This is a genomic window from Psychrobacter sp. (genome assembly GCF_041554015.1).
Lineage (GTDB): Bacteria > Pseudomonadota > Gammaproteobacteria > Pseudomonadales > Moraxellaceae > Psychrobacter.
On record NZ_JBFFMS010000020.1, the window covers coordinates 1 to 17,793 of the forward strand.

Sequence of the window (17,793 nt, forward strand, 5' to 3'; positions counted from 1 at the left end):
CAAGCCCTTTTAGGTGAACTAAGAGGGCTTTTTTATGGACAAAGATAAATGCTAATAAAAAAGGTAATTGTAACTAAATGTAATTAATCATCTGCAAAAGAAAGGGATTTTTGTAGGTTATGAATACTACAATCGATAAATCTTGATTTAATAGATAGTATTATTCAATAAACAAATACTATTATTATTTTTAATATTATAGTTTAATTATTATTATTAATTTAACCTAAACCCTGCTTTGCATACAAGTAGAATTAGGTATAATCAAGCACAACGATAAGATTACCCCTCCACGTAAGGACCACGACATGACCCTATTAGCTGGCGCTCGCTTTCGCAGTGCAATGAAACAAAAAAACGATAATAACCAACCGCTACAGATTGCGGGCGCAATTAACGCCTATACGGCGATGATGGCAACCCAAGTCGGTCATCAAGCCTTGTACCTCTCTGGTGCTGGCGTGGCAAATGCCTCATTTGGTCTGCCAGATTTGGGTATGACCAGCCTTGATAACGTCTTAGAAGACGCACGCCGTATCACCGATGCGGTTGATACGCCGTTATTGGTTGATATCGACACCGGTTTTGGGGGCGCATTTAATATCGCCCAAACTATTAGAAAAATGGAAAAAGCAGGCGTTGCAGCGGTGCATATCGAAGACCAAGTGGCGCAAAAGCGCTGTGGTCATCGTCCGAATAAAGAAATCGTGAGTATCTCTGAGATGGTTGATCGCTTAAAAGCCGCCCTTGATGCCAAAACAGATAATGATTTTGTGGTCATGGCGCGTACCGATGCTTTGTCTGTTGAAGGTCTTGATGCAGCAGTTGAGCGCGCCGTTGCCTTTCAAGAAGCCGGCGCGGATATGATTTTTGCAGAAGCACTCACTGATATCGAGATGTACCGTAAGTTTACCGATGTACTTGATATCCCAGTCCTTGCCAATATGACTGAGTTCGGTCAGACCGACTTATATACCACCGAGCAGTTATATGCGGTAGGTGTTGATATGGTGCTTTACCCCTTATCAGCGTTTCGTGCGATGAACAAAGCCGCATTAAACGTTTATCAGCATCTACTTGATGATGGCACCCAAGAAAACGTTGTCGATACCATGCAAACCCGTATGGAGCTCTATGACTTCTTAAACTATCATGAGTTTGAGCAAACGCTAGACAAGTTATTTGCGGACAATAAGTAATTTAAGCGGTTGAAAGCGTTGGTGTTTTTTACTAAAAAACATGCCAGCGCCGTATTTTATATTTTTATTATGTATCTTACATAAGCTACCAACAAAAGGAATTTATCATGGCAGCACAGAAAGAACTTTCAGGCGCAGGTCTACGTGGTCAAGTCGCTGGCAAGACCGCTTTATCGACCGTTGGTAAATCAGGCTCGGGTCTGACCTATCGCGGCTATGACGTCTCAGAATTGGCGGACAAATGCATCTTTGAAGAAGTGGCTTACTTGCTTCTATACGGCAACTTGCCTACCCAAAGTGAGCTTGATACTTATCAAGCCAAGCTCAAAAAAATGCGCGGTTTACCACAAGCATTAAAAGACGTCCTTGAGCGTATCCCTGCAGACGCCCATCCTATGGATGTATTACGTACCGGTTGCTCGATGCTTGGCAACCTTGAGATGGAAACTGATTTCTCACAAGAGAATGATAAAACCGACCGTATGCTCGCCGTCTTCCCATCTATCATCAATTACTGGTATCGCTTTACTCATGATAACGTGCGTATCGAAACCGAGACCGACGACGATACCATTGGCGGTCATTTCCTACATCTGCTCAAAGGCGAGAAACCAAATGAGCTACATACTAAGGTAATGAACGTATCACTCATTCTTTATGCTGAGCATGAGTTTAATGCTTCCACCTTTACCGCTCGTGTTTGTGCCTCTACCTTGTCTGACATTCATTCTTGTATCACTGGCGCGATTGGCTCATTACGTGGTCATTTGCATGGCGGTGCCAATGAAGCGGCGATGGATATGATTGAAGGCTTTACCTCTCCTGATCAAGCAGAGTCTGAGATGATGGCAATGCTGGCGCGTAAAGATAAAATCATGGGTTTTGGACATGCTATCTATAGCGAATCAGATCCACGAAACGTCGTTATTAAAGGTTGGGCTGAGAAACTTGCTGCTGACGTTGGTGATGAAGTGTTATATCCAGTATCAGTACGCTGTGAAGAAGTCATGTGGCGTGAGAAAAAGCTGTTCTGTAATGCTGACTTTTTCCATGCGTCTGCCTATCACTTTATGGGCATTCCAACCAAACTGTTCACGCCAATATTTGTCTGCTCGCGTCTAACCGGCTGGGCGGCACACGTGTTTGAGCAACGTGCTAACAACCGTATCATTCGCCCAAGTGCCGAATATACCGGTGAAGAGCTGCGCCCTGTACCAGAGATGAGTGCGCGTTAATCTATATATTTACCATCTCGTATAAGTGCTTATGCGAGATAACCCGTTTAACTGCTAAATATATTCACAATTTAGCAGTTAAACCTTTTCTTAATAACCTCACTATCTTTTTAGCCATGTTTTTTTAGCAAAGCCTTCTTCTAATTCGATTGATGACTTTGCTAAAAGAATGACTATTTTTAGATTTAAATCAGCCAACCGCTAAAGGTGACTTATGGATAACGCCCTTGTACAACCGATGAATGAACAATTTAAAAAATCATTACCTGGCACAGACTTGTATTACTTTGATACCCGTGAAGCCATCGAAAACATCGAAGCTGGCGCGTATGACAAGCTACCATTCTGCTCAAAAGTATTGTGTGAAAACTTGGTACGCCGCTGTCCACCAGAAGATTTAACCGCAGCGCTTAAGCAGCATATCGAAGGCAAACAAGATTTAGATTTTCCTTGGTACCCTGCCCGCGTCGTCTGCCACGATATTTTAGGTCAGACCGCGTTTGTTGATTTGGCAGGTCTACGTGATGCCATCGCTGAACAAGGCGGCGACCCATCAAAAGTAAATCCAATTGTACCAACGCAATTGATTGTCGACCATTCACTAGCCGTTGAGCATGCAGGCTTTGAAGAAAACGCCTTTGAGAAAAACCGTGCTATTGAAGAGCGCCGTAACGATGATCGTTTTCATTTTATCAACTGGTGTCAGTATGCCTTTGATAACGTCAACGTCGTACCACCTGGTAACGGCATCATGCACCAAATTAACCTAGAAAAAATGTCACCGGTTGTGCAAGTCGTCAAAAACAAAGCTGGTGAAGAAGTCGCGTTTGCTGATACTTTGGTCGGTACTGATAGCCATACGCCAATGGTTGATGCCTTAGGTGTTATCTCAATTGGTGTTGGCGGGCTTGAAGCTGAGAGCGTCATGCTAGGTAACCCGTCTTATATGCGCCTGCCTGATTACGTCGGCGTTAAGTTAACCGGAAAATTGCAAAAAGGCATTACCGGCACCGATTTGGTACTCGCGATGACCGAGTTCCTACGTGATGCAGGTGTCGTTTCAACTTATATCGAATTCTTCGGTGAAGGTGCGCGCCAGCTAAGCGTTGGTGACCGTGCGTCTATCTCAAACATGACCCCAGAATATGGCGCAACCGCAGCGATGTTCTATATCGATGAGCAAACCATCGATTATCTACGCCTAACGGGTCGTTCTGAGGCTCAAATCAAACTGGTTGAGCAGTATGCCAAGCAAACTGGTCTATGGGCTGATGGCATGGAACATGCTGAATACGCGCGTGTGCTTGAGTTTGATTTATCAAAAGTTGTCCGTAATATGGCAGGTCCTTCACGTCCGCATGCGCGCGTGTCAACCACGGATTTGGTTGCGAAAGGCATTGCTCACGGTGAGGGTGATAAATTACCTGAACCAAAAGATGGCTTAATGCCAGATGGCGCGGTAATTATCGCCGCGATTACCAGCTGTACCAATACCTCTAACCCACGCAATATGGTTGCTGCTGGTCTTGTTGCCCGTAATGCTAATAAGAAAGGCTTATTGCGTAAGCCTTGGGTGAAATCATCATTAGCACCCGGCTCAAAAACGGTAAAAATGTACCTAGAAGAAGCAGGACTGATGCCTGAGCTACAAGAAATCGGCTTTGATGTGGTTGGCTTTGCTTGTACCACCTGTACGGCATGAGTGGCGCGCTTGATCCTGAGATTGAGCAAGAAATCATCGAGCGTGACTTATTTACCACAGCTGTACTATCTGGCAACCGTAACTTTGATGGTCGTATCCACCCATATGCCAAGCAAGCGTTTTTAGCATCACCGCCACTGGTTATTGCCTATGCTATCGCCGGTAACATTCGCTTTGATATCGAAAAAGACTCGTTAGGTAAGGATCAAAACGGCAATGACGTTTATCTAAAAGACATCTGGTTCGATGATGATGAAGTTGATGCTATCGTAGCGGCTGCGGTGAAGCCTGAGCAATTTAACGCTGTTTATATCCCAATGTTTGATGAAGCCAAAAAAGACACTGGAAAAGCCTTAAGCCCCCTCTATGACTGGCGCGAGATGACCACTTATATCCGTCGTCCGCCGTATTGGGAAGGCAAGATGGCGGCGATGAATAAGCTCAAAGGTATGCGTCCACTGGCGGTACTTGGTGATAACATCACCACTGACCATTTATCACCGTCTAACGCGATTTTGGGCGATTCAGCAGCTGGCGAGTACCTTGATACCATGGGTTTACCTAGCGAAGATTATAATTCTTATGCAACCCATCGCGGCGACCATTTAACTGCGCAGCGCGCAACCTTTGCCAATCCTAAGTTATTAAATGAGATGGTACGCGACGAGAACGGTGACGTTATTCAAGGGTCATTGGCTCGCGTCGAGCCACAAGGTCAGGTCATGCGCATGTGGGAAGCGATTGAAACCTATATGAACCGCGAGCAACCGCTTATTATTATCGCCGGCGATGGTTATGGTCAAGGCTCAAGCCGTGATTGGGCTGCCAAAGGTGTGCGCCTAGCAGGGGTTGAAGTCGTCGTCGCTGAAGATTTTGAACGTATCCATCGTCAAAACTTGGTCGGTATGGGCGCGCTACCTTTGCAGTTTAAAGAAGGGGTCAATCGTAATACCTTAAATATAGATGGTACTGAAATATTCGATATCGAAGGCGAAGTATCCGCTCGTGGTGAGATGACATTGGTCATTAACCGTAAAGACGGCACAGTCGATAAAGCGCCTGTTATCTGCCGTTTAGATACCGCTGATGAGGTCAAAATGTATAACGCTGGCGGTATGCTACAACGCTTTGCCAAAGAATTTATCGATGGCACGCTTGATATTGCTTAGGGCTTAAAAGTTTTGAGTAAATAAAAAGAAGAGCCGATGTTGTATAAATTATACGGCATCGGTTTTTATTTGCTTTTGTATTCTATACATTGACTTTTTTTTGCTTACATCTAAGTGTTGGATAATAGTAGCTAAATATTGAGCTTCCTTAACCAATGGCGTAATATGTACTATATATTGTACAAGTTATCAAACACATCATAAAAGGAGTAAGTCATGAGAGTCGTTAGTTTTTCAGAAGCCAGAAAGCATTTGAAATCCGTCCTAGATACGGTGAACGATGATGCCAACGCCACTATCGTAACCCGCCGTGACGCTGATGATGCGGTAGTGATGTCACTTGATTATTACAATAGCCTGATGGAAACCGTCTATCTACTGAAATCTCCTGCCAATGCAGCACACTTAGCGGAATCTATTGCCCAATATAAAGCTGGCAAGACTGTGACGCGTGAGCTAATGGATACAGCAGAAGACAGTGATAAAAGTGATCGTAGCAGCGATGACAATGAGCATACCGATAGCGACATTGAGAATGCTTGAACTCAAAGGCTTTAATCAATCCAAAAGGTTTAATAATGAGTGAGCAACTAGCATGGACAGATGCGGCGTGGAAAGACTATCTATACTGGCAAACACAAGACAAAAAAACCCTCAAACGTATTAACAAACTTATCACCGAATGTAAGCGTAATCCGTTCGAAGGCATTGGTAAACCTGAACCCCTAAAAGAAAACCTATCTGGATTTTGGTCAAGACGCATCGATGACACCAATCGGTTGGTATATGCCGTCGATGATAATTATCTGACAATTATCTCGTGTCGTTATCATTATTAATAAGCATTTTTAGTCGTTCATATTTATTTATCAATAATACTATCTCAACCTAATTTTATAACAATACAAAAAGGACTTAATACAGTGGCCCAAACCCATTCTAAATCAGAACCAAGATTCGCCCCACAAATCTCCGTTCCTGCTACTTATATGCGTGGTGGTACGTCAAAAGGCACGTTCTTTAAGCTCTCTGACTTGCCTGAGCGCTGCCAAATTGCTGGCAAGGCGCGCGATAATTTTCTGCTACGTGTCATCGGTAGCCCTGATCCTTATGGTAAGCAAATTGACGGCTTAGGCAATGGCAGCTCTAGCACTTCTAAGACAGTGATTCTATCTCCAGCAGATGATGATAGCCACGATGTGAACTATCTTTTTGGACAAGTTAATATCGCCAAGCCCATGATTGATTGGGCGGGGAACTGTGGTAATTTAACCGCTGCGGTAGGTGCTTGTGCGATTAATATGGGTTTGGTCGATGCCGATAAAATAGCTAATAGTATTAATGACAGTACGGCTAACGGCATTTGCGAAGTACGTATTTGGCAAGAGAATATCGGCAAAACCATTATTGCCCACGTTCCTGTCTATCTAGACGAACAAAGCAAGGTGCAAGTGCAAGAAACCGGTGATTTTGAACTAGATGGTGTGACCTTCCCTGCTGCTGAGGTTAAGATTGAATTTATCGACCCGGTTGACTCCTCTAGTGATATGTTCCCGACCAATAATCTAGTCGATGATTTTGATGTCTCAGGCTGTGGTTTAGATACTGATAGCGTCAAAGCAACTTTTATCAGTGCAGGCATCCCAACTATTTTTATGAAAGCAGAAGATTTGGGCTTTACCGGTACTGAGCTACAAGGCGATATCAACAGCGACAGTGGAACTTTGGCTAAGTTAGAGGCAACCCGTGCTAAAGGCGGTGTGGCGATGGGTTTATTTAAAGATGTCAGCGAGGCACAAAGCAGTCAACATATTCCAAAAATTGCTTGGGTTGCTCCTGCGCAAAGTTATAGCGCCTCAAGTGGTAAAGCCGTTGATGCAGCAGATATTGACTTAGTGGTACGCGCCATGAGTATGGGGCAATTGCATCATGCGATGATGGGTACGGCAGCGGTCGCGATTGCCGCAGCAGCGACGACGCAAGGTACACTGGTTAACCAAGCGGCAGGTGCTGGCGAGTTAGGTGAAGTACGTTTCGGTCATCCATCAGGAACGCTTTTAGTTGGTGGAAAAACCGAACTGGTAAATGGACGCTGGCAAGCCAAAAAAGTCTCGATGAGTCGCTCAGCCCGTCGTATCATGGTTGGTGAAGTGTTTGTACCAGCGGATACCTTTTAAACTTCAAATAGGTTTTTATGCCAACCCGTCCCCAATCACGCCATGTGCAGTTAGATAAAAAGCCGCCGGTCGAAAAAAAAGAGCGGCGGGCGCTACTGTGGGATATCCTTAAAAAGCTTGCTGTATTTGCAAAACCTTATCGCTTACTAATTATCGCCACGCTGATACTAACGGTGTTTGGCTCCTTTACCGCGCAAGTTAATGCCTTTGTGCTGCGCTATGCCGTGGATACTTTGACCGAAATAGCTACCCTTGCCGAGCCATGGGAAGCAGGTCTACGTATGCTAGGCATTATCAGTGCAGTACTTTTAACCAAAGAGATTTTATCGATATTTATCTCTTTTGGGCAACGCTTTTTCGGTGAAAAGATTCGTATTAATCTGTCGCGTGATTTATCACAAAAAATCATTGAGCGCATCCTAACCTATCGCATGGCGTTTTATACCAGTAGCGAAAACGATAGCGGTAAGCTGCAAACCCGTATTGATTATGGCGTTAGCAGCTTAACCAGCTTGGTGCAAAACTTCTTTATCGATATGTTGCCGCTGTTTGCCAGTGCAATCGTCTCGCTTATCATTATGTTTTCGACCAACTTTTGGATAGGCTTGGTTGGTCTGGTTATCATCCCGATTTACTTTTTTATCAGTCAAAAACAAGCAAAGCGTTTGCAAGGTTTTCGGCGGCAGATGCGTGGCTTTAGAGAGGCCAAAAGCGGTTTGGTTATCTCGCTGATTAACTCTATCAGTGTGGTAAAGTCCTTTGTACGTGAGTCTATCGAAGCGGAAAAGCATCTACAGATTCAAAAAGACATGACCGACAATCAGCTGCGCATTCGTAGTATTGGTTTTATTTATGATGCGATAAAAACCTTTATCGAGCAAATCGGCGTGGTGGTGATTATTTTACTGACCGCCTACTTTGTATTAAAGGGTCAGATGACCATTGGCATGATTTTATTCCATGTAATGCTGTTTCAGAACGTCGCCGCTCCTATCCGCCAGTTACACCGTATTTATGATCAAATTAATAATGCTCTGACCTATGCCGAAGGCTTTTTTGAGATATTAGAGGACGAAAGCCAAGTTGAAAATATCACTGGTAGGAGCAGTAAAGATTTAAAAGGACATATTAAGCTTAAAAACGTCGACTTTACTTATCCTAATGGCACCCAAGCGCTAAAAGATGTCAGCTTTACCATCAAGCCCAATCGTATTACTGCCTTAGTGGGCCTCTCCGGTGCTGGCAAGAGCACCATTATTAGCTTATTAGTAAAGTTTTATGCGCCAGATAGCGGCAGCATCTATCTCGATGGGCATGACTTAGCCGACTGCGATACCCATGAATTGCGGCAAAATATCGGTTTAGTACTACAAAGCAATCACATTTTTTCGGGTACGATTGGCGAAAATATCCGCTATGGTGATATGAATGCAACTGATGAAGATATTATCATTGCCGCAAAAAAAGCCTCGATTCATGAGCAAATCATGTCGCTAGCAAAAGGCTATGAGAGTACCGCAAAATCCCTATCTGGCGGACAGCAGCAACGTATCGCGTTGGCACGTATGTTTTTAAAGGATCCGCCGATTGTGTTTTTGGATGAGCCAACCGCTAGCCTTGATGCGATTGCCAGTCAACAGGTCAAAAAGAGCCTTGATTTGATTAAAAAAGACCGTACCGTCATTATGGTGTCGCACAATATCGCTCAGATCATCGATGCTGATGACTTGGTGGTGATAGAAAATGGTCGTGTGGTTGAGACCGGCACGCACGAAGCGCTATATGAGCAGCGCGGCAAGTACTTTGAGATATTCAGCGCCATGTCAGATAGCCTAAACTTAGATAAAATCAGTCAAACCTTAAATAGTTAATGTGGGGCTAAATCGTTATAATGCTCATTCTTTAATGCATGATTTATCTTTAAGTGCTACTACTACCCTCTAAATTGTTAAAAGCTATTTGACTATGACCTGTGAATTTTCGATAAAAACCTTTGATGAATTAACCTCCGTTGATCTGTATCACATTTTAAAAGCACGCTCGCAAGTATTTGTCGTCGAGCAGAACTGCCCCTATCAAGATATGGACGAAGTGGACTTTGATTGCTTACATCTGGTCGCACACCAAAACGAGCAGCTGATTGGCTATTGCCGCATCATCCCGCCTGTGTTCAATACCAAAAAATCCGCCGTCACCCCATCAGGCCCTATTCCCTCAATTGGTAGAGTGCTGGTATTGGCAGCGCACCGCGGTGACGGTATCGCCCGCCAAATGATGCTAGAGGCTATCAAGTATTGCCGTAAAAAGTACGGTAAGAAACCTATCATCATCTCAGCTCAGACTTATTTACTAAACTTTTACCAATCGCTTGGGTTTATCGCTGAAGGTGAGTATTATCTCGAAGACGGTATTGAGCATGTCGTCATGGTGCTACCTGTTATTAAAAAGGTAAAAGTAAAAAAAGAAAGCTCAGGTACGGCAAGCAGCATTCTTAGCTTCTTATTATTGATACTAGCGGTATTGTTTATCATTGGCTTACTATATTTAATGGTTTAAACCATTGTTTCTCCCAAGGCAAGTCTTACACTACTTCACTGTGGTTCAGTTGTGAGTATGCTATTTTTGATAGCAGGCTTATCAGTTCATCATAGAATTGATAGGCTATCATCATATCTGACTCAAGGAAGAGGTAACGATTATGTCCAATGTCGAAAGCAATGTCCGACCAGAGTATGACAGTGAGATTGAAAAAATTGCCGATTATGTGCGCAATTATTCTATAGATAGTGACTCCCCTAATAGCGCTGATGCTTGGAATACCGCTCGCTACTGCCTGATGGATACCATCGGCTGTGGATTACTGGCACTGCGCTTCCCTGAATGTACCAAGCATTTAGGTCCTGATTGCGTCGATCAAATCACCCCTAATGGCGCGCGTGTGCCTGGCACCTCTTACCGCCTAGACCCTATCAAAGCCGCCTTTGATATCGGCTGTATCGTACGCTGGCTTGATTATAATGATACTTGGCTCGCTGCCGAATGGGGTCACCCTTCTGATAATTTAGGGGCGATTTTGGCAGTGGCGGATTATATCAGCCAGCAAAACGTCAGTCAGGGTCATCCGCCGCTTATCATGAAAGACGTGTTAGAAGCCATGATTATGGCGCATGAGATTCAAGGGGTATTGGCATTAGATAACTCCTTTAATCGTGTGGGTCTTGATCATGTGTTTTTAGTCAAGTTAGCATCGACCGCTGTCGTTGCCAAGCTGTATAAACTACCACATGAGCGCATCATGGCTGCTATCTCGCAAGCTATCGTGGATGGTCAAGCATTACGTACCTATCGTCATGCACCCAATGCCGGTAGCCGTAAGTCATGGGCCGCAGGCGATGCTACCAGTCGCGCCGTACGGTTGGTTGATATAACGCGCCGCGGTGAAATGGGCATTCCTTCTGCACTGACAGCACCGCAGTGGGGTTTTTATGATGTACTCTTTAGCCATACCAATAAGGATTTGGCGCTTAAGCCTGAAAACGAGCGGCGCTTTACCTTTCAGCGCGAGTTTGGCAGCTATGTGATGGAAAACATCTTATTTAAGATAAGCTTCCCTGCCGAGTTTCATGCGCAAACCGCTTGCGAGGCGGCTGTTATTTTGCATCCGCGCATCGATGATAAAATGGATGAGATTGAAAAAATCGTCTTAACCACTCATGATTCAGCCATTCGGATTATCTCCAAAGAAGGAATGCTGGCCAACCCTGCCGATCGAGATCATTGTTTACAGTATATGGTTGCAGTGGCGTTACTCACTGGTGATTTGATGGCAGAAAACTATGAAGACGACTATCATGCCGAGCATCATATTTTGATTGATGGTCTGCGCCGTAAGATGATCGTTGAAGAAGATGCGGGGTATTCAAAAGACTACCATGATCCCAGTAAGCGCTCGATTGCCAATGCGATACAGGTGTTTTTTAAAGATGGTAGCAGCACCGATAAAGTAGCAATTGAATACCCTATCGGGCATAAACGCCGCCGCGCTGAAGGCATCCCTGTGTTGGAGGCTAAGTTCCGTGCCAGTCTGGCCACGCGTTTTATTGACAGTCGTTGTACAGAGATTTTTGCACTCTGTAGCGACCAGCAGCGGTTAGAGCATACACCCGTAAACGAGTTTATGGATTTATTTGTCGCCTACTAATAACCTACCAAGGTATCGACTCTCCTGCCCAATCTACAAAACTTCCTGATTGGGCGGCACTCATCTTGCTAAGTACCTCAAGCAAGCATTCAGCACTGTAGGCTGGCGAGAACAACTGTCCGTCAGCCACATTTCCTTGGAACGGTGCTGATAGCTGGGTATTGACAGTGCCCGGCTGCATGACTACCACGCAAACGTTTTTAAGTGAGCGCCCCCATTCAATACTCAAGTTTTTCATGCCCATATTAAGCGCCGCTTTACTCATGCGGTAGCTGTACCAACCGCCAAGCTGATTGTCACTGATACTACCCACCCGCGCTGATATCGTTGCAAAAATCGCCGGCTTATCCATGCTACGTTCAGATTTTGCCAATAGCGGCTTGATATGTTTGGCAATGAGCAAGCTTGCCAAAGCATTGACTTGCATATTCTGTAAAAAAAACTCACTTTCAATCTGCTGTAGTGCTTTTTCAGGCTGACGTATCTTGGTATGCAGCAGTCCAGCACAGTTAATCACCCAATCTATATGAGCAGTTTGCTGCTTGATCGTATCAGCTGCATGCTTGATACTTTGCTCGTCACAGATATCCATCGCTATCCAATACAGATTGTCTGCTTCAAAATCAGGGATACTTTTATGGTACGTGGCAAAAACACGAACGTCAGCATTGGTAATGGCAAGTTTATTCGTAGTAGTTTGTAGCAGCTGCTCAACCATGGCTTTGCCGATACCACCTGTACCACCGATGATAAAATAATTTTTAGTATGCATAAGGCGTTTATCCTTGTGATTATTTTTAGCGTCTATGATGCAAGATTTAAGACCATGCTTTTAATATCTTGATTCAATTCAAGCACATTTACCATAGAGTAAATGTGTCACTGATATTAAGCACTAATAATAGGATGAATTTTTGCCGTATTATTTTGATAAAAAATGATATATACAAGAAAAAAGCTGCCAGTTATGACAGCTTCTTATAGGTTTGCTTTAATTGTCCTGACTTTCTTAGCTTCTGATTTTAGCTGCTAGTGATGCGCGGGTTCCTTTGATATAGGAATCTCTTTACCATCGCAATCAAACAATTTGCCTTCCGTAAAATAATCGCCTTCATAGAGGTCAATCATTACCACAGGACGCACTGAGCGGTCTTCTGTACCAGCAACGAATACCGACTGTTGGTCTGAATTGCCTACTTTTAGGTGGTTGAACAATAAGTTTAGAGCGATGGCCATAATGGCAGCAGAGCTGATACCAGAATGGAAAATCGTTGCAAACCAATCTGGGAATTGATCATAAAATGCTGGGGCGGCAATCGGTAACATACCAAAACCGATAGAAGTCGCCACAATGATAAGGTTCATATTATTGGTGTAGCTGACCTGTGCAAGTGTACGTATGCCACTGGCAGCAACCGTACCAAACAATACGATACCGGCGCCGCCTAGTACCGCGGTAGGAACGGTTGCGATAACACGACCCATGATTGGCATTAAGCCCAAAACAACCAGAATAATACCGGCATAAGCGACGACAAAACGGCTTTTAACACCCGTTACGGCGACCAAGCCTACGTTTTGCGCAAAAGCACTTTGGGTAAATGAGCCAAATATAGGGGCAATCATACTGGCTGCCATATCAGCCCGTAGGCCATTGCCCAGACGTTTTGAATCGATATCTGTCTCAATAATATCACCAACTGCCAAAATATCTGCTGAGGTTTCGACTAAAATCACCAATACTACGATAAACATAGAGATAATTGCCGCAATCTCAAAAGTCGGCATACCAAAATGGAACGGTGATGGGAAAGCAAAAATAGCCCCTGTGGTGATACCAGAAAAATCAACCAAGCCTAACGCCCAAGCGACAAAGGTACCAATGACCATCGCAAGCAAAATGGATAGACGGCTGATAGCCGCATTACCAAGCTTACTGAGCAATAACACCATCGCTAGCGTGAAGCCGGCAAGACCAATATTGGTCATACTTCCAAAGGTAGGTAAGTTACTGTTGCCGCCCATTGCCCAGCGCGCAGCAACTGGCATCAAAGTCAAACCAATGGTGGTAATCACAGTGCCCGTCACTAATGGCGGGAAGAATTTGATGATTTGAGAGAAAATGGGCGTGATCAAAAAGCCCAAAGCAGAAGCGGCAATAACCGCACCGAATACAGAAGGCAGTCCGCCGCCCGTTGTCACAATCGCAACCACAGTTGCAACGCTTGCAAACGACACACCTTGTACCAGTGGCAGCTGACAGCCAAAGAAGGGCACACCAATCGTTTGCAATAAAGTCGCAAGTCCACCGACAAATAGTGAAGCTGCTATCAACAAACCGATTTCAGCGGGCAATAACCCAGCTGCCTGCCCTACAATCAAGGGAACCGCAATAATCCCGCCGTACATGGTCAGTACATGTTGAAAACCATAAGCAATATTGGCACCAATGCCCAAATTTTCATCTTCTGGGCGGGCAACTGCCGATTGAGAAGTAGATTTAATATCCATATTAAATAGCCGTCCTTCGTGTTCTGTTGTTTCTGTTGGTGATATGTTCTAGGCTCGTTCTTCGACAATTCCTAGAATGGGACTCAAGATTGTTATTCATCGCTAAAAAGGCAATACGCCCCTTTATTCATCAATCCTTATTCTTTATCAGCGATAACGCCACTTTTGGCTATAGCGACAGATAGCGCTGTGTATAATCTGAATTTGACATTAGAATAGGGATGAATACTGCATAAAATATTTAAATCAGGATTCTAATGTGTTTTTAGCATACCGCTTATTTATCATAACTGCTAGCGATTATTGACCAAATGGTCAGGTTTTTTGTTAGCAGGACAAATATAGCCAAAATTGATACCTATAACCATCAGAGATAAAGCCATAATGGCATCAACAAACACGGTTTAATGATTAAAATTCCCAAAATATTTCACCTATCATTTCACATTGATTAAACGGACATCAGACCATGCTATCACCCCAAGACCAATTGACTGAGCTGGTACGGACACTTGAAACCCAGCAGCATGTCTTTGCTACTGATCCGCTACTGATCACCGAAAAACTACAGGGTGAGGATGGAAAGCCCATGCAAAAACTGCACCGCCGCGCCTCACGTATTGATAGTAACGGTGCGCTGGCGCGTGTACTTGGTAAGATTGATAGTCGCATAAAGAGCATCATGGTGATCATGAGTGTGGTGTGGTGTATCTCTGGATTTTTGGGATTGTTTACGCTGCTGCAGACTAATGTGGTTAATTTCTTTTATGTGCTGGTCTGTTTGCTTGGTTTTCATAGCCTTATGCTGCTTGGCTGGCTAGTCATGACTTTGATGAATCAAGGTAAGCAGTCCTCGAATTGGTTTGCCAGCTTTGTCAGTCCCAGCTATCTTATTCGCGGTAAAGATGATGTGACTAAGGCGGCAGTTGAGCTATACGAGAGACAGTTGCAACATAGCGGTATGCGCTGGTATTTGGGGCGCTTTAGCCATCAACTATGGCTTGCTACCTTGACTGGTATGCTGCTTGCGATTATTTTTCTGTTAATTGTGCGTCAGTATAGTTTTAGCTGGGAGTCAACGCTGCTATCGGATCAGGCGCTGATTACTTTGACTCAGGTACTTGGCTGGTTACCAAGTATGGTAGGTTTTGATGTGCCAGACAGTACGGCTATCGTTGAGAGCCGCTTGGTGACTGATGCCATGCCGCTATCGGTCGCGCGGCAATGGGCGGGATTGTTAGTCGGTAGTTTATTGATGTACGGTATCGTACCAAGAGCGATTGCTTGGGCGTTTTGCGCACTGATGTTCCGCCGTAAAAAAATGCGTTTGGACATCAAGCAGCCTTATTACCAAAAGATTTTGAACTTTTGGCAGCGCCATGTGGTTGATGCTGATGATTTCAAAGAAGCGCCTGCGCCTATTGCGCCCAAAGCTACTGTCAGTGCTGGCAAGAAACTGGTTGCCTTACTTGAATATCCAGCAGAGCAGGATAACTGGTGGCAATTGGGTCTCGATACTGAAACGACCGACGTTGAAGATTTTGGTATCGTTGATGACCGTGATGATATGGCACGGCTAAAATCTTACTTAGAGGCAAATCCGGTACAGGTATTACTTGGTATTCATTTTAAAGCGCTGCCTGACCGCGGTACATTGCGTAAACTTGATCAAATCGCCAGTCATGCCAAACACGGGCTGATTGTACAACTTTTAAACGATAGCAGCTCATTAGACCCGTTAGATGAAAACCAGCATTTAGAAACACAGAACGTTCGTTATCAGCAGTGGCAAACCGCCCTATCTGCTCGAAAAATTGGTTTAATTAATAACTGAGGTTCAGCAATGTTGCCTGAAATCTGTTTTTTAGATGATAGCTTATTGAACTTATACCGAAATAACGCTCAATTTGTTCTACAATAAATAGCTATGATGTTTTGGATACTACCAATCAATATAAGAATCTATTATGAATAATGACAATAATAATCAGGGCAATCACACGCAAAACAGCCTGCAAAAAAATGATGATTCGGCAGGGGTTTTTGCTGATAAAGCGTACGAAGTCGATCCTCAGGCATTAAATGAACCGGAAGTCAGCCACAGGGTAGCTAAAAAAACCATTGCTAGTGGTGAGGCACTAAAGCTTGCGGTCGTCGGTCATACCAATACGGGTAAGACCTCTATATTGCGTACCCTATTACGTGATGTTTATTTCGGTGAAGTAAAAAACGAAGCGGCGACCACCCGTCATGTGGAGCGTGCCCAGCTAACAGATAGCCAAACCGGTGAAGTACTGGTTGCCCTATATGATACCCCAGGTTTGGAAGACGCGTCTGGGCTGATGGATTGGCTCGAGGACAATACTGCCAGTCGCCGGGATGGTATTGAGCGCTTACAGCAATTTTTGGCAGCAGATATTGCCCAAGCTGATGATGGGTCAAGTGACAATAATAGCAATGAAAATTATAGTCAAGAAGCAAAAGTTATCCGTCAGCTGTTAGCAAGTGATATGGCTATCTATGTCGTCGATGCACGCGAGCCGGTACTCGGTAAGTATAGAGACGAGCTGGCTATTTTATCTTGGGCTGCGATTCCTGTTATGCCGGTATTTAACTTCACTGATAGCCAAGATGCCAATATAGATGAGTGGCAGACCATGCTGGCACGTCGTAATTTGCACATCTCGACACGCTTTGACTCTGTGGCCTTTGAGTTTGAAGATGAAATGCGCTTATGGCAGAATCTTGCCACTATGCTCACCCACTCAGAGATGCTTGAGCAATTAATGGCTCGCCGCACGGAGAATTGGGCACAGTTATATGATGAAGCCAATATTATCATTGCCGACTTTTTGTTAAACGTTGCGGCTTTTGTACGAGAGATTGGCGAAGATGATGACCCCATGCCGGTATTACAGCAAATGCAAGAAGCGGTCAGACAGAGCGAACGTGCCATGCAGCATAACCTGCTCAATTTATATAAGTTTTATGATAATGACGTAGCGGCAACGCCACTTGAATTACAGGCTTATCAGCAAGACCCATTCGACCCCGAGCTTCTCAAAAGCTATGGTATTCGCACCACATCTGGTGCTGCGGCTGGCGCGTTACTAGGACTGGGTATTGATGCGGCCGCTCTTGGCACAACCTTGGGGTTAGGCGCTGCTATCGGTGGTATCGCAGGTGGATTGCTCTCCAATACTGGCAGTATCGCCGATAAAATATCAGGGGTTAAGCGGTTATATATCGACCCTGCAACATTGACTTTGCTTGCAACGCGAGCGCTTGATTTGCTCACTGCCCTACGTCACCGTGGGCACGCGGCAACAGATGCTACGCAGCTAATATATAATGGCGAGACATCAATTGGTGATACTGATGATGAGAGTAGTAATGTCATAACGCCATGGGCAACACACAAATTGCCAAGCGAGCTCAAAAAAGCCCGCGGTAAACCGCAGTGGTCATCACTCAGTAGTGGTAAATCTGAACAAGCACAGCTATCACGAGCAGATATGGCGTGGTCGCTGGCAAGTAAGCTACAGTCATATAAACCTGAGCAATAATAAATAATAGCCAAGCTTCAAAGTGGTAGATGT

The 17,793-nt window shown here is 44.5% G+C and carries 11 protein-coding genes and 2 pseudogenes; 11 read left to right on the plus strand and 2 right to left on the minus strand.

Annotation, left to right across the window (positions count from 1 at the left end; genetic code table 11):
- Positions 1-308: 308 nt before the first annotated feature.
- The 9 genes and pseudogenes from prpB to ABYU67_RS06895 all read left to right on the plus strand — a co-directional run bounded on the left by prpB (position 309) and on the right by ABYU67_RS06895 (position 11,683).
- Positions 309-1,199 (plus strand): methylisocitrate lyase, encoded by an 891-nt coding sequence (prpB, locus tag ABYU67_RS06855; RefSeq protein WP_372844258.1) that lies wholly within the window; start codon positions 309-311, stop codon positions 1,197-1,199.
- 107 nt (positions 1,200-1,306) lie between these two features.
- A complete protein-coding gene (prpC, locus tag ABYU67_RS06860; protein ID WP_372844259.1) occupies positions 1,307-2,434 on the plus strand; it encodes a 2-methylcitrate synthase in 1,128 nt (375 codons plus the stop codon).
- Positions 2,435-2,672: 238 nt separating this feature from the next.
- Positions 2,673-5,305 (plus strand): annotated as a pseudogene (gene acnD, locus ABYU67_RS06865) (Fe/S-dependent 2-methylisocitrate dehydratase AcnD).
- 216 nt (positions 5,306-5,521) lie between these two features.
- Positions 5,522-5,770, plus strand: a pseudogene (locus tag ABYU67_RS06870) (type II toxin-antitoxin system Phd/YefM family antitoxin); the annotation flags it as partial.
- Positions 5,771-5,883: 113 nt separating this feature from the next.
- The gene (locus ABYU67_RS06875) at positions 5,884-6,144 is read left to right on the plus strand and encodes a Txe/YoeB family addiction module toxin (RefSeq protein ID WP_372844260.1); all 261 of its coding nucleotides are present in this window, start codon (positions 5,884-5,886) and stop codon (positions 6,142-6,144) included.
- 84 nt (positions 6,145-6,228) lie between these two features.
- Complete coding sequence (prpF, locus tag ABYU67_RS06880) at positions 6,229-7,482, plus strand: 2-methylaconitate cis-trans isomerase PrpF (RefSeq protein ID WP_372844261.1); 1,254 nt, start codon at positions 6,229-6,231, stop codon at positions 7,480-7,482.
- Positions 7,483-7,499: 17 nt separating this feature from the next.
- Complete coding sequence (locus ABYU67_RS06885) at positions 7,500-9,353, plus strand: ABC transporter ATP-binding protein (protein ID WP_372844262.1); 1,854 nt, start codon at positions 7,500-7,502, stop codon at positions 9,351-9,353.
- 94 nt (positions 9,354-9,447) lie between these two features.
- The gene (locus tag ABYU67_RS06890) at positions 9,448-10,038 is read left to right on the plus strand and encodes a GNAT family N-acetyltransferase (RefSeq protein ID WP_372844263.1); all 591 of its coding nucleotides are present in this window, start codon (positions 9,448-9,450) and stop codon (positions 10,036-10,038) included.
- A 142-nt stretch (positions 10,039-10,180) separates the two neighbouring features.
- On the plus strand, positions 10,181-11,683 hold the full coding sequence (locus tag ABYU67_RS06895; protein WP_372844264.1) for a bifunctional 2-methylcitrate dehydratase/aconitate hydratase: 1,503 nt from the start codon (positions 10,181-10,183) through the stop codon (positions 11,681-11,683).
- Positions 11,684-11,687: 4 nt separating this feature from the next.
- Here the strand turns inward: ABYU67_RS06895 and ABYU67_RS06900 are convergent, their stop codons facing one another.
- Complete coding sequence (locus ABYU67_RS06900) at positions 11,688-12,455, minus strand: SDR family oxidoreductase (protein ID WP_372844265.1); 768 nt, start codon at positions 12,453-12,455, stop codon at positions 11,688-11,690.
- 257 nt (positions 12,456-12,712) lie between these two features.
- Positions 12,713-14,194, minus strand: coding sequence for a nucleobase:cation symporter-2 family protein (locus ABYU67_RS06905; RefSeq protein WP_372844266.1), 1,482 nt, complete (start codon positions 14,192-14,194; stop codon positions 12,713-12,715).
- Between the two features lie 469 nt (positions 14,195-14,663).
- On the opposite strand from ABYU67_RS06905, the gene ABYU67_RS06910 reads away from it, so the two are divergent.
- A complete protein-coding gene (locus ABYU67_RS06910; protein ID WP_372844267.1) occupies positions 14,664-16,028 on the plus strand; it encodes a DUF2868 domain-containing protein in 1,365 nt (454 codons plus the stop codon).
- A gap of 133 nt (positions 16,029-16,161) precedes the next feature.
- Positions 16,162-17,760, plus strand: a complete 1,599-nt coding sequence (locus ABYU67_RS06915) for a DUF3482 domain-containing protein (protein WP_372844268.1) — start codon at positions 16,162-16,164, stop codon at positions 17,758-17,760.
- The last annotated feature ends 33 nt before the right edge of the window (positions 17,761-17,793 follow it).

Bases quoted from the DNA above. Each gene is read 5' to 3' on its own strand.
- prpB (WP_372844258.1), top strand. From the start codon at position 309: ATGACCCTATTAGCTGGCGCTCGCTTTCGCAGTGCAATGAAACAAAAA.
- prpC (WP_372844259.1), top strand. From the start codon at position 1,307: ATGGCAGCACAGAAAGAACTTTCAGGCGCAGGTCTACGTGGTCAAGTC.
- ABYU67_RS06875 (WP_372844260.1), top strand. From the start codon at position 5,884: ATGAGTGAGCAACTAGCATGGACAGATGCGGCGTGGAAAGACTATCTA.
- ABYU67_RS06885 (WP_372844262.1), top strand. From the start codon at position 7,500: ATGCCAACCCGTCCCCAATCACGCCATGTGCAGTTAGATAAAAAGCCG.
- ABYU67_RS06890 (WP_372844263.1), top strand. From the start codon at position 9,448: ATGACCTGTGAATTTTCGATAAAAACCTTTGATGAATTAACCTCCGTT.
- ABYU67_RS06895 (WP_372844264.1), top strand. From the start codon at position 10,181: ATGTCCAATGTCGAAAGCAATGTCCGACCAGAGTATGACAGTGAGATT.
- ABYU67_RS06900 (WP_372844265.1), bottom strand. From the start codon at position 12,455: ATGCATACTAAAAATTATTTTATCATCGGTGGTACAGGTGGTATCGGC.
- ABYU67_RS06905 (WP_372844266.1), bottom strand. From the start codon at position 14,194: ATGGATATTAAATCTACTTCTCAATCGGCAGTTGCCCGCCCAGAAGAT.
- ABYU67_RS06910 (WP_372844267.1), top strand. From the start codon at position 14,664: ATGCTATCACCCCAAGACCAATTGACTGAGCTGGTACGGACACTTGAA.
- ABYU67_RS06915 (WP_372844268.1), top strand. From the start codon at position 16,162: ATGAATAATGACAATAATAATCAGGGCAATCACACGCAAAACAGCCTG.